Here is a 25661-nt window from a genome sequence, read left to right as displayed (position 1 = left end):
GCGCCGCCATCGTCACCTCCGCCAAACTTCGGCCTCGCCACGGGACTAGCGGGGCCTTAACCACGATCCGGCCGCCCACTCGGCCGGCTCCCCCTCCCCCGACCCGGGTCCCTTGCGCACATGCTGAAAACCGCCTTCGTCGCCGCACGGGACCGGCAGCGCCTCGGGGAGATCGCGTCCGTCCTCATCGGATTCGGTGTCACCAAGGTGGTCGAGCGCCTGGGCCTCGCCCAGGTCGCGCGGTTGGCCAAGCGCCGGACGCCGCAGGTCGACATCGCCCGCCTGTCGCAGCCCCAGCGGGTGCGCCGGGCGATCGAGACCCTGGGGCCGACCTTCGTCAAGCTCGGCCAGATCCTGGCGAGCCGGCCCGACCTCCTGACCCCGGAATGGACCGAGGAACTGGAGAAGCTTCACAGCCAGGTTTCGCCGATCCCGTGGGAGCGCATCCGGCCCCAGCTCGAGGAGGACCTCGGCGGCCCGGCCTCGGAGATCTTCGCCGAGTTCGACACCACGCCGCTCGCCGCCGCCTCCATCGCGCAGGTCTACCGCGCCCGCCTGCAGACCGGCGAGGAAGTGGTGGTGAAGGTGCTGCGCCCCGGCCTGCGCAAGATCATCGAGGCGGACCTGCGCCTGATGGGCCACGCCACCCGCATCGTCGTGGACGAGTGGCCGGAATTCGGGCGCTACCAGCCCCAGGAACAGATGCGTCATCTGGCCAGCGGCCTCTACGGCGAACTCGATCTGATCAACGAGGCGCGCAACTGCGAGACCATCGCGGCGATCTTCGCCGACCGCGACGATATCGTGGTGCCCAAGATCCACTGGGAATGGACCTCCGAGCGCGTGCTGGTGCAGGAATTCGTGCACGGCATCCCACCCAACGACCATCCCCGGCTCGACGCGGCGGGCTACGACAAGGTGCTGCTGGCCCAGAAGGGCACCGACGCCTTCCTGCAGATGGCCCTGATCGAGGGCGTGTTCCACGCCGATCCGCATCCCGGCAACATGCTGATCATGCCGGACAACCGGATCGGCTTCATCGATTTCGGCATCATCGGGCGCCTGTCCCAGCGCCGCCGGACCCAGCTCCTGATGCTGATCGGCGCCATGCTCAAGGAGGATTCCGACGGGCTGATGGCCGTGCTCCTCGACTGGAGCGGCTCGAGCAACCCGGACCTGACCAAGCTCGAGGCCTCGTCGCAGGCCTTCGTGGCGCGCCACACCGGCGCCTCCCTCGATTTCGGCGCCCTGCTCACCGACTTCATGACCATGGCGCGCGAGAACGACCTCGCCATGCCCACCGATCTGGCCATCCTGTTCAAGGGCCTGGTCACCGCCGACGGCGTGATGCGCCAGCTCGACCCCGGCTTCGACCTGTTCTCGGCCGCCGGACCGACCGTGAAGCGCAAGCTCGCCTCGCAGTTCTCGATCAAGGGCATCACCCGCAAGGTCGAGGCGGTGGGAGCCGGCCTGTTCGGCGCCGCCTCCGAGCTGCCGACCCTGATTCACCTCATGCTGGTGCGCCTGAAGCAGGGCCGCGTCACCGTCGAGATCGAGCTGAAGGGCATCGAGAAGCTGACCCGCGGCATCGAGCGCGCCGCCGCCCGCATCGCGGTGGCGCTCATCGTCGCCGCCTTCGCGACGCAGCTCGCCCCGCGCTTCATGGACCTCGGCACCCCGGCCTTCATTACCGTCGGCGCGGTGGTCTGCGTGATCGGCATCGGCTGGCTCGTGCTGCTGGGGCGCAACAAGTAGGGGCTGGGCACTCACGCCTGCCGGCGGACTGGGACGGTCCCGGCCGATTGCCGGGACGGGACGGCGATCGCCTCGGATGCCGGCATCCGCTCGCGTCCGCCATCTTAAATCAGCCGCGTTGTGCGGTGCATCTGCCGCGCTGGCGCCGGCGGTCCCGCTTCGGACCGTGCGGCCGTTGTGCGACACGACCCAACCTCCGGTAGCCCGGCCCGCATGAACATCATTCTGATCAAGCTGTTCGCGACGGCGCTGACGCTCAGTCAGGTCACCACGCGGCCGGATGCGGTGAAGACGCAGTTCGATCCGGTGGCCGACAAGGCCGAGGTGGTGCAGATCCTGCGCGACGGCTGCGCCCACATGCGCAAGGCCTTCGACATCGAGGACATCAACCTCGACGAACTGATCTCCACCGCCATGGAGGACCCGTCCGCCGTGGCCGGCGCGAGCGCGCCCAAAATCCTGCACGGCCTCGACATCGGCGAACTGAACGTCAGCTACCGCCAGTTCTGCAAGGGCGAGACACCCAAGGATTCGCCCTTCGACGCGGCCGAGGTCATCGCCTTCTACAACAAGGCGGTGGCGGACCTGCCCTCGGCCGAGGCCCTGAAGGAGCGCAAGCTTCCCGGCGCGTCCCTGATCCTCGACGGATCGGGCAAGCGCTACGCCGAGGCCTTCGAGGCCAATGGCCGGCGTCTCAGCGTGCCGATCGCCGAGGTGCCCGCGATGGTCCGACAAGCCTTCGTGGCGGCCGAGGACAAGCGCTTCGAGAGCCACAAGGGCATCGACGAGCGCGGCGTGATCCGCGCCTTCATCGGCAATCTCGCCTCCCCCGGGCGCCCGGCCGGCGGCTCCACCATCACCCAGCAGGTGGTCAAGAACCTCTCGGTCGGCGACGACGTCACCTACGAGCGCAAGATCCGCGAGATGATCGTGGCCTCCCGCCTGGAGCACATCCTGGGCAAGCCGCAGATCCTGGAACTCTACCTCAACGGCATCTATCTCGGTCGCGGCGCCTACGGCATCGAGATGGCGGCGCGCAGCTACTTCGGCAAATCGGTGGGCCAGCTCACCGTGCCGGAGGCCGCGCTCCTCGCCGGCATGCCCAAGGGCCCGAACTTCTACAGCCCCGACAAGTACCCCGACCGGGCGCGCGAGCGCCGGGCCTACGTGCTGGCGCGGATGAAGGAGGAGGGCGTCATCACCGAGGCGCAACTCGGCGAGGCCGCCAATGCGCCCCTCGGCCTCAAGCCGATCGAGGCGGCCCGGCGCGATTCGGGCTTCTACTTCGTCGATCACCTGGCCCGCGAGGTGCGGACCTTCGCGGGGGTGGAGTCGCTCACCGCCGCCAGCCACCTGGTGCGCTCCACCATCAATGCCGGCCTCCAGACCGCCACCGAGACGGCGCTGCAGGAGGGGCTCGCCACCTACGAGCGATCGACCGGCCGCGCCCGTTACGAGGGGCCGGAACTCAACCTCGCCGAGGCCGTGCGCAAGCTCGAAGGTGCGGCCCCGGCCGCCGAGGCCTCGCCCCTCGGCGTACCGTTGCTCGTCGGCGATGCGGCCAAGCCCGCGCCGGCTCCGAAAACCCGGGCCGAGCGCAAGGTCGCGGCCGCTGCCGAGAAGGCCGCCCCCAGGGTCGAGCGTCCGAAACCGGCCTGGCAACGGGCGCTGGAGACGGCCAGGCCCGCGCTCTACGATGTGCACTGGCCGCTGGCGGTGGTGCTCGAGACCGGGCGCGGCGGCAGCGCCAAGGTCGGCCTCGCCGACGGACGCACCGCGAGCCTGGAGCCCGCCCCGGCCCGCGGCAAGCTTCAGCCCTACGACGTGGTGCGGGTGAAGCTGCGCGATCCGAACGCGAAGGCACTCCGGGCCGACCTGCGGGTCCGCCCGAGCGTTCAGGGCGCTGCCCTGGTGCTGGAGAACCGCACCGGGCGCATCCTCGCCATGGCGGGCGGCTTCTCCTACCCGCTGAGCCAGCTCAACCGCGTCACCCAGACCGTGCGCCAGCCGGGCTCGACCCTGAAGCCCCTGACCTATCTGGCCGCGCTCAACGCCGGCCTGCAGCCCAACACCCTGGTGCTCGATTCCGCCATCACCCTGCCGCCCATCGGCGGAATCGGCGATTCCTGGTCACCCAAGAACTACGAGGGCATGGGCGCCGGGGCCACGACGCTGCGGCGCGGCCTCGAATTCTCGAAGAACCTCGTCACCGCCCGCCTGCTCCAGGGCGGCATCGCCGACAAGGCCCCGGCCAGCCTGCAAAAGGTCTGCGACCTCGCCCTGGAGGCGCAGATCTACGCCGAATGCGAGCGCTATTATCCCTTCGTGCTTGGGGCGCAGCCGGTGCGCATGGTGGATCTGGCCGCGTTCTACGCGGCGGTGGCCAACGAGGGTGCCCGGCCGGCGCCCTACGCGTTGGAATCGGTCGAGCGCGACGGCAAGGCGCTCTACACCCGAGAGACCCGGGCGCCGACGCGCATCGCCTCGGCGGACCGGGTGGCGTTCTACCAGCTCAAGACCATGCTGCAGGGGGTGACCAACCACGGCACCGCCGCGGCCCTGGCCCGGTTCTCCGCGTCGATCGCCGGCAAGACCGGCACCTCGGAGAACGAGAACGACGCCTGGTTCGCGGGCTTCACCAACGAGATCACGATCGTGGTCTGGGTCGGCTACGACAACGCCGACGGCACCCGCAAGACCCTGGGGCGCGGCCAGACCGGCGGACACCTCGCGGTGCCGATCGCCGGCACCATCCTGCAGGCGGCCTGGGCCAACGGCGTGCCGCGCACCCCCCTCGCCCCGCCCTCGCCGGAGGCGCAGCAATCGCTCGCCGACGCCAGCATCGATCCGCGCAGCGGCGAGCGGGTCGCGGGCGGCGGCTTCCAGGAGCATTTCCGGATCAAGGACGGCCGCATGGCCGACACCCAGTACAAGCTGCTGCCGCGCGAGACCCGCACCGCCATGCGACCCGACCCGGAGGACGGCGATCTCGGTCCCGAAGAGGACGCCCCCGATGTTGCGGGCGGATTGTTCGGGGGCCTCGATGGAGGCAGACGGGCGCAGCCTGATGATGAGCGACGTCGGGCGCAGCCCGATTACGATCGGCCGCAGGCACCCGCCGATTACGATCGGCGCCGGGCGCAGTCCGAAGCGGATCTGCTCGATCCCTACGGCCAGCGCCGCAACCGCCGGGCGCAATCCGAGACCTACCAGCCCTGGCCGGGCACCCAGCTCTCGCCCTTCGGCGACGACGAGGAGGTCAGGCCGCGCCAGCGCCGCCGCGATCCCGATTACCTGTTCGGCGACGAGCCGCGCTTCTAACGTTTGTCAGGGATCCGTTGTCATCCTCCGAGTCTTGCCGCGAGTCGTCCCGGCCCGAGTCATCACAGCCCGAGTTCCGCCCGACCCCTGGCGGTCTCGGCTCGGTCGCGGGCATTTTCTATCGTGCGGTGGCGCCGGCTCATGTCGGGGCGGCGCTGTCCGGGTCACAGAGGGCGGGACGATATTCGCGGCCGGATCAGCGCACGCTGTATCTCAGCGCATCGCGGGCCGGGATCGATGCGGCGATGCGCGCCCACACCACGGCGACGGACCCGGAAAAATCCGTTCTCACCCTGTGGGTTCAGGCCGATGCCGTCTTCGATCTGCGCGACCCGGATGCCGCCGAACGCGTCCGGACGATGGCCGGCGAGCCGTTCGGCGACTGGCAGCAGGACCTCGCCGAAGGTCGCGCGCCGTCGTCCTGGCGCGCCCGCGACTGGATCGCCGCCCAGGGCGCGCAGGGCCTGATCGATCCGTCGCGCAAGGCGCCGGGCCTCTGGCACCTCGTCCTGTTTCACTGGAACGTTCCGGGCGCGCCGCAGGTGCGCTTGTGACCGGTCGGCCGGGTGCGAAAGCCGCCCCGCCCGACGCGACGGATCGCGTGCCGGCGCCGGACTCCACACCCCTCCTCCGATTCGACGGCATTCCCACGTCTCGCGGGCTGCGCCGGTCCCGCCTCCTGGAAGGAGGGGGAGTCTGGTGCGCCTTACGCTCACCCGGAGGTGAGCGCCATCACACGGTCTCTCGGCGAAGTTAGTCTCGTCAAAGTCGTGTGAATCCAGTAGCCCCCGACTTCTGAGGCCCCGACGTGAACAGGCAAGTTTTGGACAGGCACCTTTCGCATGGGCGAATGCCCGCAACCCTTCTCCTGGCCCTCGCCCTGACGGGCGCCGGCACCCTGCGCCCGGCTCTGGCCCAGGACGGCATGAAGCTGCAGGCGCCCGCGAGCCCCGCGGGTAGCGAGCGGATCAAGGACGTGCCCGCCATCGAGGCGGCCGGCGTGACCAGCCTGAAGCCCGGCACCATCCTGTTCACCGACCATCGCGACGATCCGACCAAGCCGGAGAACGGCCTCGTGCCCTACCTCGACTGGGGCAAGCTCCGTCCCGGCGAGCGGGCGGCGCTGGCGCCGCATCCGGGCTACGTCGAGCCCGACTACATGCAGACCCTCAACGGCGTCGCCAAGCGCCGGCACGAGACCCTGAAGGTCTACGTGGCGCAGGGGCGCTTCGTGGTGGCGAAGGCCCCGGAGAGCATCGACCTCGCCGCTTACGCCACCCTCGGCTTCGTCGCCAAGATGGACCCGGTGATCAAGCACAAGGCTCTCAACCCCGCCGACGCGACGCCGAACAAGGACCCGGCCGCCGCCTTCGCCAAGCGGCCCGACCGGCCCTGGTGCGAGGCCGGCACCACCTGCATCGAGTCGCGCTACGATCTCGAAGGCAAGCTGCCGCTCGGCGTGAAGCTCGCCAACCGCCTGGAGGACGGAGCCTCGAAGAAGATCGCCGAGTTCGTCTCGTTCCAGAGCGAATTGCGCACCCTGCCCCCGGCGGAGACCGCAACTCTGGACAGCCTCACGAAGATCGACACGCCGGTGACCGGCGGGCTGGAGCAGACGATCTTCTGGGTCAACCAGATCCTGCGCTTCGGCAAGTTCCTGGCGGTGTTCCAGCCGATGCCGGGCGATCCGGGCAAGACCGTGGTGACCACCTACGTGGCGCTGGCGATCAAGGGCGACGTCCTTGACCGCAAGCAGGAATACGCGCGCGTGCCGGTGCTCAAGAACCTGCTGCCGGCGCAGGTGCTGATGGGCAACTCGTCTTTCAACACCGGCACCTCGATCAGCGCCGGCCTGCCGACCTACGCCCGAAACCGCATGATCGCCTTCGCGGATGCGCTGGCGAAGAACTGAGCGGTCGATCACGTCACCGTTCCTCATCGAAGACATCATGAGGAACGTTCAGGGTGTCTTCAACGATGCTGCCGCTCGCCTATCCGCCTGCGACACAGCGTCGATCTGACGATCGGATCAACGCATGAAATAGCGGCATAGAGAATACCTGCTCACGGTGCGGGCAATCGTTCGCCCTATCACCGGCATGCTCGCGAGTGAGAGCGCAGATGCTCCCGCCTCCCCGTCAACGAGGCAGGACATGCCGCGCTTTCATTTCAACATGCACGACGGGAAAACGTGGTTTGATCGCATCGGAACGGAGCTTGATAGCCTCGATGCGGCGCGGATAGAGGCGATCGGCGTCGCCGGCCGGATCATCCTGGAGAACGCCGCGCATGTCAGCTCGTGCCGGGAGTGGCGGCTGGAAGTGACGAATGCGCAGGGTTTGGTCATGCTCTGGCTCGACTTCAGCGTGATCGAGTCGCCGGTCGTCTCGATTTCCGGCCACAGTCAGACGGACCACTTCTAGGTCTTTCGGGACGTTCCTGGCGGCGCGATCCCTGCCTTGTCCTCGCGGGCGCCAGCCTCCCGCGCGGCTTCGATGAAGCGGCGGTTCATGCTCCGCGGGCTCGACCGTCTCGGCACCGAGCCGGAGCGCGCTTTGGGACTTGAGGTCGGCTTGGCCTGGAGGCGGGCTTGGCCTGGAGGCGGCCTCGGCGAACCCGATCGCCGAGGCATCGGTCTCACCCAGCCCCCGGGAGGGGTGAGACCGACCTTCGCCTCAGTTTCCGCGATTGGCGATCGAGGGCATCGACGGCTGAGTGTATTGGCGGTTGACGTCGCGGCGGGTCTGGGTGCCGTTGGTGTTGCTGGACTGGCGATAGTTGCTGGCGTCGAAGGCGTCGGAGACGCCGCCGCGCCCGCTCGGGCTGTCGCTGTTGCAGGCACAGAGGCCGCCCAGGAGGGTGGCGGCAAGGACGAGTGGAGCGAGGCGCATCGGTGGAGATCCTGGTGGGAAAGCGGTCTCCGTGGTGCTGCCCGGCCCGCATCCCCGTCAAGCCGGCGGCCGCTCGACAGGGCCAAAGCCTAACGAATCGTCTCAGGTTCCTGCCGCACTGATGTCGCCGCGACACGAAAACGCTCACCACCTCGGCAAGGAAGCGGCCGAATGGGGGGTGAACGTGTGGAATCCGAGGGCCGTCAGGCTGGCGCTTTGGCCAGGAACACGCGAGACATAGCGTCGATGAGCAACGTGGTCCCCTTCCTCCGACGCCCCCCCGCTCCCGCGGTCGTGGTCACCGACGTGGTGGCCGTCGCCGACGATCTCTTCGCGCTCCTCGAGCAGTTGGAGATCGTGAGCGCCCGGGCCGCTGCCATGGGGCGCCCGGCCCGCGAGGTCGAGCGCACGGTCCAGAACCTCCTCGACGCCGTCACGGCGGTCGAGCGCGCCCTCGACTGCATCGGCGAGGGCGACGAGGCCGGCCAAGCCTGATCGGGACTTGGTCGAGGCTTGGTCGAAGCCTGTCGGTTGGCCTGAACCTTTTTGGTTCAGCCCGCGTCGAAGCGCGACGACCGATCCGACCTCGGTTGCGGCTGCCAAGACTGCGTGTGTCAAGATTGCGCGTCGGCGTCGGAAGCCGAGACTTCCCAGACCTGCACGACACCGGCATCCGATGCTTGGACGGCCTCAAACAGGTCTTTCCGCGCAGGTTCCCATCAAAACGACAAAATTGTCTCAGCTAGGGTCTACTTACAGACAGACGGATGCGACGGCTGTGCGCTAGAGGCCGGAGAGACATACGGTGAACACAGCGCGTCGCATGAGTCCGGCCCTCGATCCTCTCACGGGCAATCTTCTCCTCGACGGCCTGCGGCCCGAGGATCGTGCGCTCCTCGAACCTCACCTGACGCTGTCGCGGCGCGAGCGGGGCCAGTCCCTGTTCGAGGTCGGCAGCGACGTCACCGCCATCGCATTCCCATGCCGTCAGGCGGTGGTCACCCTCATCGTCGCCATGCGCGACGGCCGGAGCGCAGAGGTCGCCACGGTGGGCCGCGAGGGGGCCGTCGGCGCCATCGTCAGCAGCGGCTTCCTGCCGGCCTCGACCAGCGCCGTGGTGCAGATCGTCGGCCCGGTCCTGCACCTCGACGCCCTGCGCCTCCAGGAGGCCAAGCGACAATCCCCGGCCCTGCGCAACCTGTTCACCCGCTACGGCGACTGCCTGCTCGCCCAGGTTCTACAATCGGTGGCCTGCAACGCCCTTCACCCGATCGAGGCGCGCTGCCTGCGCTGGCTCCTGACCCTGCAGGACCGCATCGGCACCAACGTCCTGCCGGTCACGCACGAACTCCTCGCCACCATGCTGGGCGTGCAGCGAACCTATCTCACCCGCATCCTGCACGCGCTGCAGCGTCAGGGTCTGATCGAGGTCGGCCGCGGCCGCATCACGGTGCAGAGCCGGGTGCTCGCGGAGAGCGCCGCCTGCGAATGCCACGGCGTCGTCCGTCGCCACTACGAGACCGTGCTGGGCGCGGTCTACGACCCCGGGGGGATTCTGGTCGCGGTGGAACCGCCGCCCGGCCAGCGTGAAACCGATCCGCACCGGGAATTCGCAACCCCGGAACCGGCCTGACCCCCTCCCCGCCTCGAGATCCCGAATCCCCGTCCCGTTCCCGATGAAGAAGCGCGCTGCCCCCACGCTGCCCGGCCAGCCCCCGGAGGGGCCGTCCCCGACCAACGGGGGCGGTCTCCTGCCCGGCGCGCTCGACCGCGCCGACGAGACGCTGTGTCTCAGACTGGCGGTCGAGTCGGCCGGCATCGGCATCTTCGATCACGACCTAGCCACGCAGAGCCTCCGCTGGGACGCCCGGATCCGGGACCTGTTCGGCTTGGCAGCGGAGGACCCCGTCACCTATCGGGAGACCTTCCTGAACGCGCTGGCCCCCGAGGATCGTGCGGCCGTGGAGTCGGCGATGCGGGGTGCCCTCGACCCGGACGGTGCCGGGACGTTCGACTGCGAGTTCCGTGTCGCGACCTCGACGCGACCGCTTTGGATATCGGCGCGCGGCCGACGCGTCCCGGGGGCCGACCGATCGGTCCGTCTCGTCGGCACGATGCGCGACATCACCGATGCCAAACGCGCCGAAATCGCGCTGCGCACCACGGAGGAGCGCTACCGTCTCGCCGCCCGCGCCACCAACGACGCGATCTGGGACTGGGATCTCGCCACCGACACCGTCCAGTGGAACGAGGCGCTGACCACCGCCTACGGCTGGGCGCCGGATCAGATCGAGCCCACCGGCGCCTGGTGGCTCGGCCGCCTCCATCCTGACGACCGCGCCGCTGTCGAAGCCGACATCCGGGCCGCCATCGCGGGCGGCGCCGAGGCCTGGAACCACGATTACCGCTTCCTGCGCGCCGACGGCACCTACGCCGACGTGCTCGACCGCGGCTACGTCGTCCGCGACGCGGCCGGCCAGCCGATCCGGATGATCGGAGCGATGCTCGACCTGACCGCGCGCAACCGCGCCGCCGCCCAGTTCCGGGCTGTGTTCCAGGGCGCCAATATCGGAATCGTCCAGTTCGATCCCCGCACCGTCCGCGCTTTCGCGGTCAATGCCAAGCTCTGCGAGATCTGGGGCGCGCCGGAATCCGAGATCCTCGGGCAGTCCCTCGCGCGCTGGACGCCACCGGAGGACGACGACGCCCGGGTCGCCCTGCACGAGCGCCTCTCCACCGGTCAAACCCTGCAACTCCGCCTGGAGAAGCGCTACCGTCGCATGGACGGAACCATCATCTGGGCACGGGTCAACCTCGTCTCCCAGCGCCTCGGCGACGATGTCCACGCCACCGCGATGATCGAGGACATCACCGAGGAGAAGCGGGCCGATGCCCGCCGCGAGGCCCTGATCGCGCTCAGCGACCGCCTGCGTGAGATGCAGACCCACGCCGACGTGGTGACGACCACGGCCGAGAGCCTGGGCCGCACGCTCGGCGTCACCCGCGCCGGTTACGCCCAGGTCGATCCCGGCGGTCAGATCGCCGCTTTCAACCCCGACTGGACCGCCGAGGCGCAGGACGATCCGACCCGTGCCCTTGGCTTGCCGACGCCGTCCCGGTCGACCCTGGCCGCGAGCATCGAGCGCTTGGCGCGGGGCGACGTCATCAGTGTCGGCGACATCGTGGCGACGCCGGATCGCGTCGACGATCCGGAGGGCTATGCCCGGCTCGGCATGCGTGCCGTGATCAAGGTACCGGTTCTCCGGCGCGGCCGTCTGGTGGGTATCCTCTACGTCCTCGACCGGCAGGTCCGCGACTGGAGTGCGGGAGAGATCACTTTCGCGCGCGAGGTGGCCGAGCGCGCCTGGGGCGGCCTGACCCGGATCGAGGCCGACGAGCAGCAGCGCACCCTCAACCGGGAACTCAGCCATCGTCTGAAGAACACTCTGGCCATGGTCCAGGCGATCGCCTCGCAGACCCTGCGCAACGTCACCGACATGGATGCGGCCAAGGAGGCGCTGGCCGCCCGCCTCATCGCCCTGGGCAAGGCGCACGACATCCTGCTCGCCGGGGTGCATGAGAGCGCCGACATGGAGGCGGTGATGCGCGGTGCACTCTCGATCCACGATGACCGTCAGCCCGGGCGTTTCGACTTCGTGGGCCCTTCGATTCTGCTCGGATCGAAGGCAGCCCTGTCGCTGGCGCTGATGCTGCACGAACTGGCGACCAACGCGGCCAAGTACGGTGCCCTCTCACTCCCCGACGGTCGTGTCAGCCTCGCCTGGACGATCGAGGAGGCGGATGGCGGCCCAACCGTTCGATTGGCCTGGTCGGAAGTGAACGGGCCACGGGTGACGCCACCCCTGCAGAAGGGTTTCGGCTCGCGCCTGATCGAGCGCGGCCTCGTCGGTGCCGTCGGCGGCACCATCAGCCTCGACTATGCGCCTGCGGGCTTGATCTGCTGCGTGGTGGCACCGCTGGCTGGCTTCCAGGCGAATGGGTAAGCACGCGGACAGACCGAGGCGGGACGGGCCGCCTGCGCGTAACCCCCACATTGCCGCCGCACCGCACCCTGGGGTAGAGGGCGCAACCATGTGGAATCGCCTCGCTCATCCCGGTCACTTCCTGCGCTGGACGCAACCCGTGATGCCCTGGCTCGCCGGGGTCTCAGGATTGCTCCTGATCGTCGGTTTGTCGCTCACGTGGTTCGTCGTCCCGCCCGATTATCAGCAGGGCGAGACCGTGCGGATCATGTACATCCACGTGCCGGCAGCCTGGCTCGGCGTCTTCTTCTACGGCGCGATGGCGGTGTCCGCGATCGGAACCCTGGTCTGGCGCCACCCTCTGGCGGATGTGGCCCAGCGCGCTGCGGCGCCGATCGGGGCGGCGTTCACCCTCATCTGTCTCGTGACGGGGTCTCTCTGGGGCAAGCCCATGTGGGGCACCTATTGGGTCTGGGATGCGCGTCTGACCTCGATGCTCGTGCTGTTCCTGATCTATTGCGGGATCATTGCGCTTTGGCGGACGATCGAGGATCCGAACCGGGCTGCACGCGCGATCGCCATTCTCACCCTGGTCGGTGCTGTGAATCTGCCGATCATCAAATTCTCGGTGAATTGGTGGTCGACGCTTCACCAGCCCGCATCGATCATGCGCATGGGTGGCTCGTCGATCGATCCGAGCATGCTCTATCCCCTGCTCGAAATGATTTTGGCCTTCACGGTGCTCGGGGTGACCCTGCACCTCTCTGCCATGCGCACCGAGATCCTGCGCCGCCGGGTTCGTGCCCTGACCCTGCGTGAGGCGGAGCAGCTTGATGCGGGGATGTCCACCGGAACCGCCGCCTCGGTCGCGCCTGGACGCAGCATTCCCCTGAGTCAGGCGCCAGTCGGGCGCGTGGCGCAAGGCCTGTGAGGACGGCGCAGGTCCTCACGAACAGGTCGGATTTCCTGCAACGCTGATGGTGAAGTTTCGATCATGAACGTTGGACCGCATGCCGGTTACATTTTCGCCGCCTATGCCTTCACGGCTCTGGTGATCGGCACCTTGATTGCGCGCGCTCGACGGGATCACACTGCCCAGAAGCGGGCCCTTGCGCGTTTTCAGGATGGGTCGCAGGGGGGATCGCAGGACGGGGCGGGAGTGCGCCCATGAGCCCGATCGACCCTGCCACGCATCGGGCGGAGCCCGCGCGCCGCTCGCTTTTGGTGATCCTGCCCCTCGTCACCTTCGCGGTCCTGGCCGCGATCTTTTTCCTGCGTCTGCGCTCGGGCGCGGACCCCGCAGCGATTCCGTCCGCGTTGATCGGTAAGCCGGCCCCGGAATTCGCTCTTCCCGGTCTGCCGGGTCTGGCCACCAACGGAGCTTCAATCCCTGGCGTGTCTCGCGCCGACCTTCTGGGCAACGTTACCGTCGTCAATTTCTGGGCATCCTGGTGCGCCCCCTGTCAGGTCGAGCACCCGCAACTGATGCGGCTCGCACGCGAGCCGGGCGTGCACCTGGTGGGCATCGCCTACAAGGATACGCCCGAGAACGGCCGCCGCTTCCTGACCCGGAACGGCATACCGTTCCAGGCCGTGGGGTTGGATATGGAAGGGCGCACTGGGATCGATTTCGGCGTCTATGGCGTGCCCGAGACGTTCATCATCGGGCCTGACGGCACGATCCGTGACAAACTCGTGGGCATCCTCACACCGGAGAGTTATGCCGGCGTGCTCGACAAGATCCGGGCCGCCGGAACTGCGCCGGCGCCGTCTCGCTGACCCGATAGAGCCGCGGACGAATCGGGCACCGGAACGCTCAGCGTCCAGTGCGGATCAGGCGCCCATATTCGATCTCCGGCACGCCGTAGCTGTCTCCCGCCGCGGTCTTCAGCTTCTCCCGATCCAAGACCTGGATGTGCGAGCGCCGGGCCTTGATCATGCCGCCCCCCTCGAGGCTGTGGATCGCCGTCGTGACGCCAGGCCGCCGCACGCCGAGCATCGTCGAGAGGAATTCATGGGTCACGGGAAACTCGTCCCCATCGACCCGATCGTGGCACATCAGCAGCCAGCGCGCGAGGCGCTCCTCCAGGGTATGGCTGCCGTTGGAGAGGGCCGTGCCGGCGGTCTGCAGATGGGCCACGTAGGCGTAGTTCGCGAAGGTGCGTCGCAGGTTCGGCCGTTCCTCGATCAGGGTCCGGAAGCTTGCGGCATCGATCCGCAAGGCCTCGCCCTCGATCTGCACGAAGGTCTCATGCGGTGTTCGGTCGACATCGAGCAGTAACGGGACCCCGACCATACCCTCGCGTCCGGTGATGCATACCTCGATCCGGCGCCCTTCCGGAGTGGCGGCAATCTCCGAGGCGATCCCGGCTTCCAGGAAATACACGTGGGTGATCGTCTTTTTGCCGGCGATCAGGATATCCCGCCGGCCGAGCATCACGCTCTCGGCGACAGCCTGAATGGCCCCATAATCATCACCACCCAGGATGCTGAGGAGCTGGTTTCGGACATATCGCTGAGACGGCACCGGCATGAAACGTAGCGGCTCGATAGAGCAGCCATCGAACGTTTTGCTGCTCGGGAGGAGGGATGGATGTCCCTCATAGCTGGATCGGGGTGTGAAGGAACCGCACAGTCCGGGGTCTGTACTATGTCGTACAATCTCTGGCTCTGGACCTTGTCTGCGCTGGGGCCCTACAGTCCGCTATCGTACGTGAAAACAGAGACATCCGTGTCGGATCTCACCTGCTCTTTCAGCGAGCGCGAAGGAGTCGTCCTCTCCTGAAGCGCGGCGCTTCAGGTCGTGCGCCTCCCCGATGTCGGCGTCGCGTTTCGCGATCTGGTTCCGCTCATGGTCCGAGCCCACAAGCCCCTTTGTCCGTCGCTTTATAAGCCCGGGTCACGTCTACTGCTGAAGGCCATCACCGCTGTGGCCGGGACTACCAAGTCTCACCGAAAGCCGGCACACAATCCCCGCGAGTGAACTTGCGGAGAAGCTGTGGCCGGCGATCGCGGCGAAAAATCGATAAAAATCGACATTACTTAGGTTATTTCGATCTTACGGTTGTAATTCATCTTGCAAATATCTAGGTTTGTCTGAAATCGGACAAAAATATAAGTCCACGTTCTCTTCCCTGTGTTAAATCCGTGTGCCATGTCCACTGCGTTGCCTGAAATGAATTCGGGTTGCGGGTGACCTTGCGTTTGCACTCTCGCCTATCGAGTGCCGGAGTTGTGACGTCGTTCATCGTTCAATCTGAGGTCCGTAACCGCCTCCTTCGCGCATTGCCGCCGCTTGAGTTCGAGCGTCTTCGATCGCATTTCGTCCGGTGCTCGCTCGATCAGGGTGCCGTCCTTGAGGCACCTAGTGTCACGATCCGCGCTGCGCATTTCCCGGAACCTGGCATGATCTCCGTCGTCGCGCACGGCGCAGATGGAACCCAGGCGGAGGCCGGCATCGTCGGGCCGGAGGGCATGACTGGCATCACCCTGCTGAACGGCGTCGATGCCTCGCCCCATACGGCCCTGGTTCAGGTGCCCTGCCGAGCCCTGCGGATCGAAGCGGATGTCCTCCGGGGCGTGCTGGCTGAGAGCCGGCCCCTGCATGATTACCTGTTGCGGTATGCCCAGGCCTTCGCGGTGCAGCTGGCTCAGGCCGGTCTCTGCAATGCCCATTTCACCATCGAGCAACGCCTCGCGCGCTGGCTTCTGATGTGCCACGACCGTGCCGATCGTGAGGATCTGCCGCTGACCCACGAGATGCTCTCGCTGATGCTCGGCGTGCGACGGGCGGGGGTGACCACCGGTCTGCGCGTGCTCGAACTCACCGGGGGCCTGAAGACACGGCGCGGCGGCGTCGACATCAGGGACCGCACGGCGCTGCTGGAGATTGCCGGGGCTTCCTATGGGGTTCCCGAACTCGAATATACCCGAATCCTAGGAATCCCCTGATGGGGTCCGGTCAGACCGGGTCTGCGCCGGGCTCCTTGCGCTCGTAGCGCATCAAGAGGGGCGTCTGGGCCAATGCGAAGACAATGGTCAGCGGCATGATGCCGAACACCTTGAAGCTCACCCAGAAATCCTCCGTCTGGGTTCGCCACACCACCTCGTTCAGGACCGCCAGTACCAGGAAGAATACGCCCCATCGGAAGGTGAGCTTGCGCCAGCCATCCTCGGTCAGGGTGAACATCGAATCGAGCACGACCGACAGCAGGGATTTTCCGAACGCGAGACCGCCGAGCAGCACGAGACCGAACAGCGTGTTCACGATGGTGGGCTTCATCATGATGAAGGTCTTGTCCTGCAGCGCCAGAGTCAGGCCGCCGAACACCACCACCACGACGCCCGAGACGAGCGGCATGATGGGAAGCCTCCGCATCAACGCGTAGTGGATTGCCAGCGCCACCACGGTCGCGGCGATGAAGACTCCGGTGGCCACGAACAGCTTCTGGTCGGGGTGAACGCCGAGGCGCTCGGCATAGGCATTGCCGAAGAAGAAGACCATCAGCGGCCCAAGCTCGAGCGCGAGCTTGAGCAGGGGCGGAAGATGGCGGCGCGGGGGAATGGCTTCGATCTGCATGGTGTCCATATCTATAGCAGTCCCGGCCGTTGTGGGCTGTGACGTGGCGCTCGGTCGCCTAAATGGCGTCGAGCCCGGCGATGGCGCGGGCGAAATCCCGGGCCTCGAAGGGCTCGAGATCTTCAACGCCCTCGCCGACCCCGATGAAGTGGACGGGGAGGCCGAACTTGGCCGCGAGCGCGACCAGGATGCCGCCGCGCGCGGTGCCGTCGAGCTTCGTCATGACGAGGCCTGTGACGTTGGCGGCCTTCGAGAACAGCTCGACCTGGCTTAGCGCGTTCTGACCCACGGTGGCGTCGAGGACGAGGAGGACGGCGTGGGGGGCCTCCGGGTCGATCTTGCGGATCACCCGCAGGATTTTCTCCAGTTCCGCCATCAGGCCGGCCTTGTTCTGGAGCCGTCCGGCGGTGTCGATCAGCAGTACGTCGGTGCCCTGTGCCCTGGCAGCCTCATAGGCATCGAAGGCGAGGCCTGCCGCGTCCGCGCCCTGGGCCCTGGCGATCACGGGGGTCTGCGTGCGCTGCCCCCAGACCTTGAGCTGCTCGATCGCCGCGGCCCGGAACGTGTCGCCCGCGGCCAACATGAGGGAATGACCTTCCGCCTTCAGCTTCATCGCGAGCTTGCCGATGGTGGTGGTCTTGCCGGCTCCATTCACCCCGATCATCAGGATCACGAAGGGCTTCTTCGTGGTGTCGATGCTGAACGGGATGGCCACGGGGGTGAGCGCCCGCTCGACTTCGGTTGCGAGGATCTCGCGCACCGCATCCGGTGAGATGCCTTTCTCGTAACGGCCCTTGCCCACGGCCTCGGAGATCCGCATGGCGGTCTCGATACCGAAATCAGCCTGGATCAGGGCGTCTTCCAGTTCTTCCAGCGTATCGGCATCGAGCTTGCGCTTGGTGAACAGGCCGGTCACGCGCTCGGTCAGCGCGGAGGACGTGCGCTTCATGCCTCCGGTCAAGCGGCTCCACCACCCGCGCTTGGGCTCCTCCGCAGCCGCGTCCGGCTCGGGCATGAAGATCTGGGTCGCGACTTCCGGCTCAAGCTTCAGATCCGGTACCTGCACTGGCTCGGACGGAAGGTCCGGTGCCTGCGCGGGCTCGGGTGCAAACGCCTGGGTCGTCGTATCGGCGGCCTCGGCACCCCGGTTCGGGTCGTCACCGGCCGTACCGGCGGGGGGACGCTCCTCGGCACCCTCCACCGGCTGCAGGTCGGCTCCTTCGAGTTCGTCAGGCACCGCGTTCTTGTCCGGCGTCCCTGTGCCGGGCTCGCCCGGCGGCGGTGGCACGTGGGACACATCCGTCGCGGCGGTGGCGAAGTCTGGCTGTCCTTCGGAGAACGAGGCTGGGGATTCGGGTGGGGGGGCTACGGGTGCGACGACAGGCTCAGGCACCGGCTGTGGAGCGGGCGCCAGAGTCCCTGCCGAAGGCGGCTTCGGGTCCGGCGGCTGAACTGGTACCGGTGCCGGACGCGGCTCCTCCTTGGTGCCGAACATCTTGCGCAGCAGCCAGCCCGGCCTCTTGTCTTCGCTCATTCCCGCTTGCTCCCCGGACCCGGCATGGTTAGCGCAGGGCCATGTCCCCAGCCGATGCCCTCGTAACAGACATAGGCGCGCGCCTCCTCTACCGCGATGCCCTGGTGCTCGTCATCGACAAGCCGGCGGGTTTGCCCGTTCATCCCGGGCCGAAGGGGGGCGAAACCCTCACCGACCATCTCGATGCCCTGCGCTTCGGCCTGCCCCGACGGCCTGAGGCCGCGCATCGGCTCGACCGGGACACCTCCGGCTGCCTCGCGCTCGGACGCCACGCCAAGGCGCTGGCGCGCCTGAACAAGCTGTTCGCTGCGAGCGGCACTGTCGAGAAGACCTACTGGGCCCTCGTGGAGGGAGGGCCATCCGACCAGTCGGGTACGATCGATCTGCCACTTGCACGCCGCTCCGACGATCCGCGCTCCTGGTGGATGAAAGCCGATCCGGCGGGCGATCCTTCCCTGACGCGCTACACCGTTCTGGGGCGCGGCGATGGCCTGACCTGGCTCGCCCTCTCGCCGGTCACCGGCCGGACGCATCAGCTTCGCGTCCATTGCGCGGCGATGGGCTACCCGATCCTCGGCGACCCGATCTATGGTGCCGGCCCCCGCAGCGGCGGTCCCGGGCTGCAGCTGCATGCCCGGGCCCTGCGCCTTCCGCTATACCCGAAGAAGCCGCCGATCACGGTGGAAGCGCCGGTGCCCGGGCCTATGCGCTCGAGGCTGGAGACGTGCGGCTACGCGCAGTGAGCGGCGGAGCCTGACTGGGGCATCGACGCTCAGCCTTCAGGACGCGATGAGCACCCGTCCGTCGTGCCCCGTGATCGTCACATCGAGAAACCGGCCCGCCGGTGTGTCGGACGACAGGCGGACGGGGGTAAACCCCTCGGTCCGCGCGATCCCACCGCGCTCGGTGAGCACCCGGTGGGTGCGCCCGACCTCGCTGGCGAGATGGACCGCCAGGGCGGCTGCGCCTGCCTCTCGCAGGCGGGCCGCGCGCTCCCGCACGATGTCATCCGGCACCGGCGGCATTCGGGCCGCCGGTGTCCCGGGGCGGGCCGAGTACGGAAAGACGTGCAGATGGGTCAGCCCGCACGCGTCCACGAGGTCGAGGGAGCGGGCGAACTGTGCTTCGGTTTCGGTCGGAAAGCCCGCGATCAGGTCAGCGCCGAACACCGCTCCCGGCCGTAATCGCCGCACGGCGTCGCAGAACCGGATCGCGTCGGCACGGGCGTGGCGACGCTTCATCCGCTTCAGGATGAGGTCGTCGCCGGCCTGAAGGGAGAGGTGGAAATGCGGCATCAGCCGCGCTTCGCCCGCAATCGCCTCCATCAGCGCATCATCGACCTCGATGGAATCGATGGAGGAGAGACGGAGCCGGCCGAGATCCGGGACCTGTGCGAGGATAGCCTGAACTAGTCGGCCCAGGCTTGGGGGTGCGTCGAGGTCTCGGCCATAGGCCGTGAGATCAACGCCGGTGAGCACCACTTCGCGGCCGCCGGCCGCGACGATGCGGACGACTTGGTCGATGACGTCGGAGATCGGGACGGAGCGCGAGTTTCCGCGCCCGAAAGGAATGATGCAGAAGGTGCAGCGATGGTCGCAGCCGTTCTGGACGGGCACGAAGGCGCGGGTCTGCCCGGCGATGCCGGCGATCCGGGTGGAGTTCGCCCGGCGCACCGACATGATGTCGTCGACCTCGATCCGTTCCGCTGACAACGAAAGCGGGCCCCAGGTCTCGGCGCGACTCTTCGCATCGTTGCCGACGAGACGTGCGACCTCGGGCATCGCCGCGTAGGCGGCGGTCTCGACTTGCGCGCCACAGCCGGTGATAATGATCTCCGCGCCGGGACGCTCGCGGGCGAGGCGGCGAATGGCCTTTCGCGATTGGCGCCCGGCTTCGGCCGTCACCGCGCAGGTGTTGACGATGACGAGGTCGCGGTGCATCGCAGCCGCCTCCGCATGCTCGCGCATCACCTGCGATTCGACGGTGTTGAGGCGGCATCCGAAGGTCAGGGTTTCCACCGCCATGTCAGGCGGCGTCCACGTGCGAAAACAGCTCGGGCGGGAAGGTGCCGTCCCATTCGAGAGCCACGGGTCCGGTCATCAGGACGTGATCATCGGCGCGCCACTCGATGACCAGGTCGCCGCCCGGCAGGCTTACTGTGGCGCCGCGGCCGATCATGCGCAGGCGCGAAGCCGCCACCACGGTGGCGCAGGCGGCCGTGCCGCAGGCGAGCGTCAACCCGGCCCCGCGCTCCCAGACCCGCAGCTTGATCCGATCCGACCCGCGGACCTGCGCCACCGAGATGTTGGCCCGCTCCGGGAAGATGGGGTGGTTCTCCAGCATCGGGCCGATGCGGGCGAGATCGTAGCTGTCGGGGTCGTGCTCCACGAAGAAGATCGCGTGCGGGTTGCCCATGTTGACGACGCTCGGCGAGTGCAGGACCGGATCGTCGATCGGCCCGATCTGCAGCTCGATCCGCCGCGTATCCTGGAACGGTTCGGCGAGCGGGATCTCGTTCCAGGCCAGTTTCGGCCGACCCATGTCGACGGTGAAGGAGCGCTCGGCAACGCGCTTAACGCCCACCAACCCGCCCTGCGTCTCCAGGAGCAGCCGACCGCTCTCCGCCGGGCGCGCCATGGCCGGATCATCGAACATGGCGTAGGCGACGCAGCGGGTGCCATTGCCGCAGGCACCGGATTCCGAACCGTCCGTGTTGTAGATGCGCAGGGACGCGTCTGTGCCGGGGGTGCGGGCATCATGGATGACCATGAGCTGATCGAAGGCCGATCGTGGATGCTCCGCGATCGCGCGCGCCTCCCCGGGAGCGACCTGCGTGGAGGCTCCGCGCAGATCCAGCACCACGATCCGGTTGCCGGCTCCGTGCATCTTCAGGAACCGTCGATGGGCGAGCTCGCTCATGCCGCCTAGTCTCTTTCGTCTGTCTTCCGGTGTGTTCAACGCCCCAGGGCTATAGGGCAAAGCGCGCCCGCACGCACGGGGGCCGGCGCCAGAGCTGCGTTGCAGAAGCGCCGCGCCCTGCAGGCTTCGTGCGTCGCGACACCGATGATCCCTCGCCGATCGCTCCTGTCGCCACTAGATTCCTGACCTCGGAATCGCGTCGCCGATCCGACGTCATCCGCGCCCCAGCGACGTTCCGGAGCCCTCGCCTTGACCCGCACACGTTCCAAGTCGCGTTTGACGCTGCTGGCCCGCACGCTCGCCGGGTGCCTCGCGCTCTCGATCGCTGATGCTGCCGCACCTGCTCTTGCTCAGTCACCGCCGCCGGCCGCAACGAACCCGCTGCCGACGACCACCAATCCCGATCCGAAGACGCCGGGAACGGCCGATATCCCGGTCCCCGCCCAGGCGGGTGCTGCTCCCTCCGCCATGCCGCCGGCTGCGGGACGCGATACACTGGTCGCGACGCCCGGCGACGCCAACGACGTCGACGAGGTCTCGCTGCCGGCCAAGCCGGCCGCCATCCTGGCGGGCCGGGCCAAGTGGGAGGAGGCGGTGCCGAGCCTGAAGGCCGCTTTCCAGCGGATCGAAGCTGATCTGGCCAAGGCCGGCATTCGGCCGGTGGGCCGGCCGATCGCCGTCTTCGCCAAGACCGATGATGACGGTTTCCAGTACGACGCGATGATCCCGATCGCCGCAATGCCGGACCCGAAGCCGGCCGAAACCGACGGCCTGCGCTTCGGCACCACGCCGAGCGGCAAGGCCCTGCGCTTCCCGCACAAGGGTTCCTACGACGAGATCGACGGCACCTACGAGACTCTGACGGCCTATCTCGATGCCAAGGACGTGGTGGTGCAGGACCGGTTCATCGAGGAATACGTCACCGATCTCAACGACAAGGCGGACGAGAAGCTGGACGTGAACATCTACGCCCTGCCGAAATAGGCGGGTATCAGGGTCGAAATATCTGCTCCAGCTGCGTGCGACCGTGGCCGCGTTCGAGTGCCAGCAGGAAGCGCTTGGTATCGAGGCCGCCGGCAAAACCAGTCAGGGCGCCGCCTGCACCGATGACCCGATGGCAGGGCACCACGATGGGCAAGGGATTGGCGCCGTTGGCCGCGCCGACGGCTCGGCTGGCACGCGGCCGGCCGATCCGTCGGGCGAGTTCGCCGTAGGAGATCGTCTCGCCCGGCGGAATTTCGGTGAGGGCCCGCCAGACCTCGAGCTGAAACGGCGTACCGCGCGGAGCGAGTTCCACCTTGAACCGTGTGAGGCACCCACCGAAATAGGCACCCAGCTGGGCGCGCACATCCGGGAAGGCTGCATCGTCCCGTCGCCAGTCGGAACCCACTGTCACAGCGCCTTTGCCGGCGGGGAAACCGATGCAGGCGAGGCGTCCGTCCGCACCCACGAGGACGAGGGTGCCGATGGGGCTGGGCAGGGTTGTGTAGCGCATTCGGGACATGGCCCCTCCTAGCACGGCGCGACGCGCTCGGAATGGAGCAGGTGGCGCCGGCACGCGCGCCCTACTCCGCTGCCTCGCTGTAGGAATCCATCGGCGGGCAGGAGCAGACGAGATTGCGGTCGCCATAGGCGTTGTCGACGCGGTTGATCGGGGGCCAGTACTTGTCCATCCCGAGGCTGCCAGACGGGAAGCACGCGGCCTCGCGGGAATAGGGACGCTCCCAGGTCCCGACGAGGTCCCGGACCGTGTGGGGCGCGTGCTTCAGCGGGTTGTTCGCCTTGTCCATCCGCCCCTCCTCGATGGCGCGGATCTCCTCGCGGATCGCCAGCATGGCATCGCAGAAGCGATCGATTTCGCCCTTGGTCTCGGATTCGGTGGGCTCGATCATCAGGGTACCGGCCACCGGCCAGGACATGGTCGGCGGGTGGAAGCCGCAATCGATCAGTCGCTTGGCGATGTCATCGACGCTGACGCCCGCGCTTTTCTGGAACGCGCGCACGTCGATGATGCATTCGTGCGCCACGCGGCCTCCTGCGCCGGAATACAGCACCGGGTAGGCGCCCGCGAGGCGGGCCGCGATGTAATTGGCGTTGAGGATGGCGATGCGGGTCGCCTGGGTCAGGCCGCGCCCGCCCATGAGCAGGCAGTAGCTCCACGAGATCGGCAGGATCGAGGCCGAGCCGTAGGGGGCGGCCGAGACCGCGCCCTCTTCACCCGTTTGCGGGTCGGAGGGCAGGAACGGGATCAGGTGCGCCTTGACGCCGATCGGGCCCATGCCGGGGCCTCCGCCGCCGTGGGGAATGCAGAAGGTCTTGTGCAGGTTGAGGTGGCTGACATCGGCGCCGATGTCACCGGGCCGGGCAAGGCCCACCAGCGCATTGAGGTTGGCTCCGTCGAGGTAGACCTGCCCGCCATGGCCGTGGACGATGTCGCAGATCTCGCGGACCTGCACCTCGAACACTCCATGCGTCGACGGATAGGTGATCATGCAGGCAGCGAGCTTGTCCGCGTGCTGCTCGGCCTTCCGGCGGAAGTCCGCGAGGTCGACGTTACCCTGGGCGTCGGCGCCCACCACCACCACGCTCATGCCGCACATCTGGGCCGAGGCCGGATTGGTGCCGTGGGCCGAGGATGGGATCAGGCAGACCGTACGGTGCGCTTCGTTCCGCGACAGGTGGTAGGCCCGGATGGCGAGAAGCCCGGCATACTCTCCCTGCGCCCCCGAGTTCGGTTGCATCGAGATCGCGTCGTAGCCGGTGATGGCGCAGAGCTTTTCGGAGAGGTCGTCGATGAGCGCCCGATAACCCAGCGCCTGGTCTGCCGGGACGAAGGGGTGGATCTCAGAGAATTCCGGCCAGGAGATCGGCAGCATCTCGGCGGTGGCGTTCAGCTTCATCGTGCAGGAGCCGAGGGGGATCATCGCTCGATCCAGCGCCAGGTCACGATCCGCGAGGCGGCGCATGTAGCGCGTCATCTCGCTCTCGGCCCGGTTCATGTGAAAGATCGGGTGCGTCAGATACGGGGAGGTGCGCACCAGGGCTTCCGGTAGGCGGGCTTCGGGCCAGGCCTCGTCGTAGGCCGGGTCCTTGGCCCCGAAGGCGCGCCACACGGCCTGGAGGATGTCGGGGCGGGTGCGCTCGTCCACCGTGATGCCGATGCGCTCGTCGCCGACCTTACGCAGGTTGACGCCGTTGGCCACCGCCTGTCCGAGGATCAGGCTCTGGAAGGCGCCGACCCGCACGGTGATCGTGTCGAAGAAGTGCTCCGGTTCCACCGTGAAGCCGAGGGCTTCCAGCCCAGCGGCGAGGCGCACGGCGTCGCGGTGGACGCGGGCGGCGATGGCCTTGAGACCGCGCGGGCCGTGGAACACCGCGTACATGCCGGCGATGACTGCGAGCAGGACCTGCGCGGTACAGATATTCGAGGTCGCCTTCTCGCGGCGGATATGCTGCTCGCGGGTCTGGAGCGCGAGACGGTAGGCCCGGTTGCCGCGGGCATCCACCGAAACACCGACCAAGCGCCCCGGCAGGGTCCGCTTGTGCGCGTCGCGGGTCGCCATGTAGGCGGCGTGCGGGCCGCCGTAGCCCATCGGCACGCCGTAGCGCTGCATCGAGCCGATGGCGATGTCGGCGCCCATTTCACCGGGGGAGGTCAGCAGCGTCAGCGCCAGAGGGTCGGCCGCCACGACGGCGACCGCGCCGGCCGCGTGCAGGTCGGCGATGGGCTGTGTCAGGTCGCGGATGCCACCGCAGACGCCGGGATACTGGAAGATCGCGCCGAAGACCTGCCCCGGATCGAGATTGGTCGCGGGGTCGCCGACAACGATCGTCCAGCCCAGGGGCGCGGCGCGGGTGCGCAGCACTGCGATGGTTTGGGGCAGGCACTCGGCATCCACGAAGAAGGTCGTCTTCCCGTTGCCGGCAATGCGCTGGGCCATGCCCATAGCTTCCGCCGCGGCGGTGGCCTCGTCCAAGAGCGACGCGTTGGCGATGTCGAGGCCGGTGAGGTCGCAGACCAGAGTCTGGAAGTTCAGCAACGCCTCCAGCCGACCCTGGCTGATCTCCGGCTGGTAGGGCGAGTAGGCGGTGTACCAGGCCGGGTTCTCGAAGATGTTGCGCTGGATCACGGGCGGCATCGTCGTCCCGTGATAGCCCTGTCCGATCAGCGAGACGAGGAGCCGGTTCTTGTCGGCGATGCCCCGCATGTGCTCGATGACCCGGCGCTCGGTCATGGCGATCCCGAAGTCCAGGCGCTCTTCCTGGCGAATGTCGGCTGGCAGGGTCTCGTCCATCAGAGCGTGCAGGCTGTCCGTGCCCACGACGCCGAGCATCGCGTCGATTTCCTGCGTCGTTGGACCGATGTGGCGGCGGTTGGCGAAATCGTAGGGGTCGTAGCGGTCGGTGGTCATGGGGGCCTCGAATGGTGAATTGTCGGGACTGCGCCGACGCTCTCACGTGTCTTTGCGAACGGGAGCGGGCGTCGCGAATGGGGTGTCCGGTAATCGCCCGAAGCGCCGCGTTATCCTGGGTCCGCGCAGCGGAGCCCCGGATCCAGAACCGCATAGGGTGCGCGGTCCGGCGCCGTAGGCGGTTCGAGATTGCACGCCACTGGAGCGCCCCTTGGAGTCCGGGGTCGCCTGCGGCGACTTGAAAGGCGCGCGCAGGGAGACGGTCGT

General features: G+C 67.9%; 22 protein-coding genes. 14 read left to right on the top strand and 8 right to left on the bottom strand.

Annotated features, from left to right (window positions below):
• Positions 1 to 120: 120 nt before the first annotated feature.
• The 5 genes from ASF60_RS09110 (at position 121) to ASF60_RS09090 (ending at position 7499) form a co-directional block, all read left to right on the top strand.
• Entirely contained in the window at positions 121 to 1755 is a 1635-nt protein-coding gene (locus tag ASF60_RS09110; RefSeq protein ID WP_056183618.1) for an ABC1 kinase family protein, read from the top strand.
• Positions 1756 to 1968: 213 nt separating this feature from the next.
• Positions 1969 to 5076, top strand: coding sequence for a penicillin-binding protein 1A (locus ASF60_RS09105; protein ID WP_056183616.1), 3108 nt, complete (start codon positions 1969 to 1971; stop codon positions 5074 to 5076).
• 128 nt (positions 5077 to 5204) lie between these two features.
• The gene (locus tag ASF60_RS09100; protein WP_244477078.1) at positions 5205 to 5630 is read left to right on the top strand and encodes an RES family NAD+ phosphorylase; all 426 of its coding nucleotides are present in this window, start codon (positions 5205 to 5207) and stop codon (positions 5628 to 5630) included.
• Positions 5631 to 5926: 296 nt separating this feature from the next.
• Positions 5927 to 6988: a hypothetical protein gene (locus tag ASF60_RS09095; RefSeq protein ID WP_056183614.1), complete on the top strand. Its 1062-nt coding sequence runs from the start codon at positions 5927 to 5929 to the stop codon at positions 6986 to 6988.
• 241 nt (positions 6989 to 7229) lie between these two features.
• Positions 7230 to 7499, top strand: a complete 270-nt coding sequence (locus ASF60_RS09090) for a DUF6894 family protein (RefSeq protein WP_056183612.1) — start codon at positions 7230 to 7232, stop codon at positions 7497 to 7499.
• A gap of 252 nt (positions 7500 to 7751) precedes the next feature.
• On the opposite strand, the gene ASF60_RS09085 is transcribed toward ASF60_RS09090, so the two are convergent.
• Positions 7752 to 7967, bottom strand: a complete 216-nt coding sequence (locus tag ASF60_RS09085) for a hypothetical protein (protein WP_056183611.1) — start codon at positions 7965 to 7967, stop codon at positions 7752 to 7754.
• 246 nt (positions 7968 to 8213) lie between these two features.
• Between ASF60_RS09085 and ASF60_RS09080 the strand changes: the two genes are divergently transcribed.
• The 6 genes from ASF60_RS09080 to ASF60_RS09060 all read left to right on the top strand — a co-directional run bounded on the left by ASF60_RS09080 (position 8214) and on the right by ASF60_RS09060 (position 13729).
• Complete coding sequence (locus tag ASF60_RS09080; protein ID WP_056183609.1) at positions 8214 to 8462, top strand: hypothetical protein; 249 nt, start codon at positions 8214 to 8216, stop codon at positions 8460 to 8462.
• Between the two features lie 328 nt (positions 8463 to 8790).
• Complete coding sequence (locus ASF60_RS09075; RefSeq protein ID WP_056183607.1) at positions 8791 to 9600, top strand: Crp/Fnr family transcriptional regulator; 810 nt, start codon at positions 8791 to 8793, stop codon at positions 9598 to 9600.
• Positions 9601 to 9643: 43 nt separating this feature from the next.
• A complete protein-coding gene (locus ASF60_RS09070; RefSeq protein WP_082507831.1) occupies positions 9644 to 11971 on the top strand; it encodes a PAS domain-containing sensor histidine kinase in 2328 nt (775 codons plus the stop codon).
• An 88-nt stretch (positions 11972 to 12059) separates the two neighbouring features.
• Positions 12060 to 12881 carry a heme ABC transporter permease gene (locus ASF60_RS09065; RefSeq protein ID WP_056183605.1) on the top strand — a complete coding sequence of 274 codons (822 nt, stop codon included), beginning with the start codon at positions 12060 to 12062 and terminating at the stop codon, positions 12879 to 12881.
• 63 nt (positions 12882 to 12944) lie between these two features.
• The gene (gene ccmD / locus ASF60_RS23525) at positions 12945 to 13121 is read left to right on the top strand and encodes a heme exporter protein CcmD (RefSeq protein WP_082507830.1); all 177 of its coding nucleotides are present in this window, start codon (positions 12945 to 12947) and stop codon (positions 13119 to 13121) included.
• Positions 13118 to 13729 (top strand): DsbE family thiol:disulfide interchange protein, encoded by a 612-nt coding sequence (locus tag ASF60_RS09060; RefSeq protein WP_056183603.1) that lies wholly within the window; start codon positions 13118 to 13120, stop codon positions 13727 to 13729. The genes ccmD and ASF60_RS09060 overlap by 4 nt, the downstream gene beginning before the upstream one ends.
• Before the next feature lie 37 nt (positions 13730 to 13766).
• Here ASF60_RS09060 and ASF60_RS09055 read toward each other — a convergent pair whose 3' ends face one another.
• A complete protein-coding gene (locus ASF60_RS09055; RefSeq protein ID WP_056183601.1) occupies positions 13767 to 14483 on the bottom strand; it encodes a Crp/Fnr family transcriptional regulator in 717 nt (238 codons plus the stop codon).
• A gap of 872 nt (positions 14484 to 15355) precedes the next feature.
• On the opposite strand from ASF60_RS09055, the gene ASF60_RS09050 reads away from it, so the two are divergent.
• Positions 15356 to 15901 (top strand): Crp/Fnr family transcriptional regulator, encoded by a 546-nt coding sequence (locus ASF60_RS09050; protein ID WP_056183599.1) that lies wholly within the window; start codon positions 15356 to 15358, stop codon positions 15899 to 15901.
• A 10-nt stretch (positions 15902 to 15911) separates the two neighbouring features.
• Here ASF60_RS09050 and ASF60_RS09045 read toward each other — a convergent pair whose 3' ends face one another.
• A complete protein-coding gene (locus ASF60_RS09045) occupies positions 15912 to 16529 on the bottom strand; it encodes a septation protein A (RefSeq protein ID WP_056183647.1) in 618 nt (205 codons plus the stop codon).
• Between the two features lie 58 nt (positions 16530 to 16587).
• Positions 16588 to 18063: a signal recognition particle-docking protein FtsY gene (ftsY, locus tag ASF60_RS09040; protein WP_056183597.1), complete on the bottom strand. Its 1476-nt coding sequence runs from the start codon at positions 18061 to 18063 to the stop codon at positions 16588 to 16590.
• Positions 18064 to 18104: 41 nt separating this feature from the next.
• Here ftsY and ASF60_RS09035 point away from each other — a divergent pair, with 41 nt between their 5' ends.
• Positions 18105 to 18806 carry an RluA family pseudouridine synthase gene (locus ASF60_RS09035; protein ID WP_056183595.1) on the top strand — a complete coding sequence of 234 codons (702 nt, stop codon included), beginning with the start codon at positions 18105 to 18107 and terminating at the stop codon, positions 18804 to 18806.
• Positions 18807 to 18842: 36 nt separating this feature from the next.
• Here the strand turns inward: ASF60_RS09035 and mtaB are convergent, their stop codons facing one another.
• Both mtaB and dapF read right to left on the bottom strand, forming a co-directional pair.
• On the bottom strand, positions 18843 to 20087 hold the full coding sequence (gene mtaB / locus ASF60_RS09030) for a tRNA (N(6)-L-threonylcarbamoyladenosine(37)-C(2))-methylthiotransferase MtaB (protein ID WP_056183593.1): 1245 nt from the start codon (positions 20085 to 20087) through the stop codon (positions 18843 to 18845).
• A 1-nt stretch (position 20088) separates the two neighbouring features.
• Positions 20089 to 20982, bottom strand: a complete 894-nt coding sequence (dapF, locus tag ASF60_RS09025; protein WP_056183591.1) for a diaminopimelate epimerase — start codon at positions 20980 to 20982, stop codon at positions 20089 to 20091.
• 276 nt (positions 20983 to 21258) lie between these two features.
• On the opposite strand from dapF, the gene ASF60_RS09020 reads away from it, so the two are divergent.
• On the top strand, positions 21259 to 21966 hold the full coding sequence (locus ASF60_RS09020) for a GyrI-like domain-containing protein (RefSeq protein WP_056183589.1): 708 nt from the start codon (positions 21259 to 21261) through the stop codon (positions 21964 to 21966).
• Between the two features lie 7 nt (positions 21967 to 21973).
• Here ASF60_RS09020 and ASF60_RS09015 read toward each other — a convergent pair whose 3' ends face one another.
• Together ASF60_RS09015 and gcvP are read right to left on the bottom strand one after the other, a co-directional pair.
• Positions 21974 to 22486 (bottom strand): methylated-DNA--[protein]-cysteine S-methyltransferase, encoded by a 513-nt coding sequence (locus tag ASF60_RS09015; RefSeq protein WP_056183586.1) that lies wholly within the window; start codon positions 22484 to 22486, stop codon positions 21974 to 21976.
• A 61-nt stretch (positions 22487 to 22547) separates the two neighbouring features.
• On the bottom strand, positions 22548 to 25394 hold the full coding sequence (gcvP, locus tag ASF60_RS09010; protein ID WP_056183583.1) for an aminomethyl-transferring glycine dehydrogenase: 2847 nt from the start codon (positions 25392 to 25394) through the stop codon (positions 22548 to 22550).
• Positions 25395 to 25661: the final 267 nt, after the last annotated feature.

This window comes from Methylobacterium sp. Leaf113 (genome assembly GCF_001423325.1).
In the GTDB taxonomy this organism is placed as follows: domain Bacteria; phylum Pseudomonadota; class Alphaproteobacteria; order Rhizobiales; family Beijerinckiaceae; genus Methylobacterium.
This window is presented reverse-complemented; position numbering and strand designations above follow the sequence as displayed.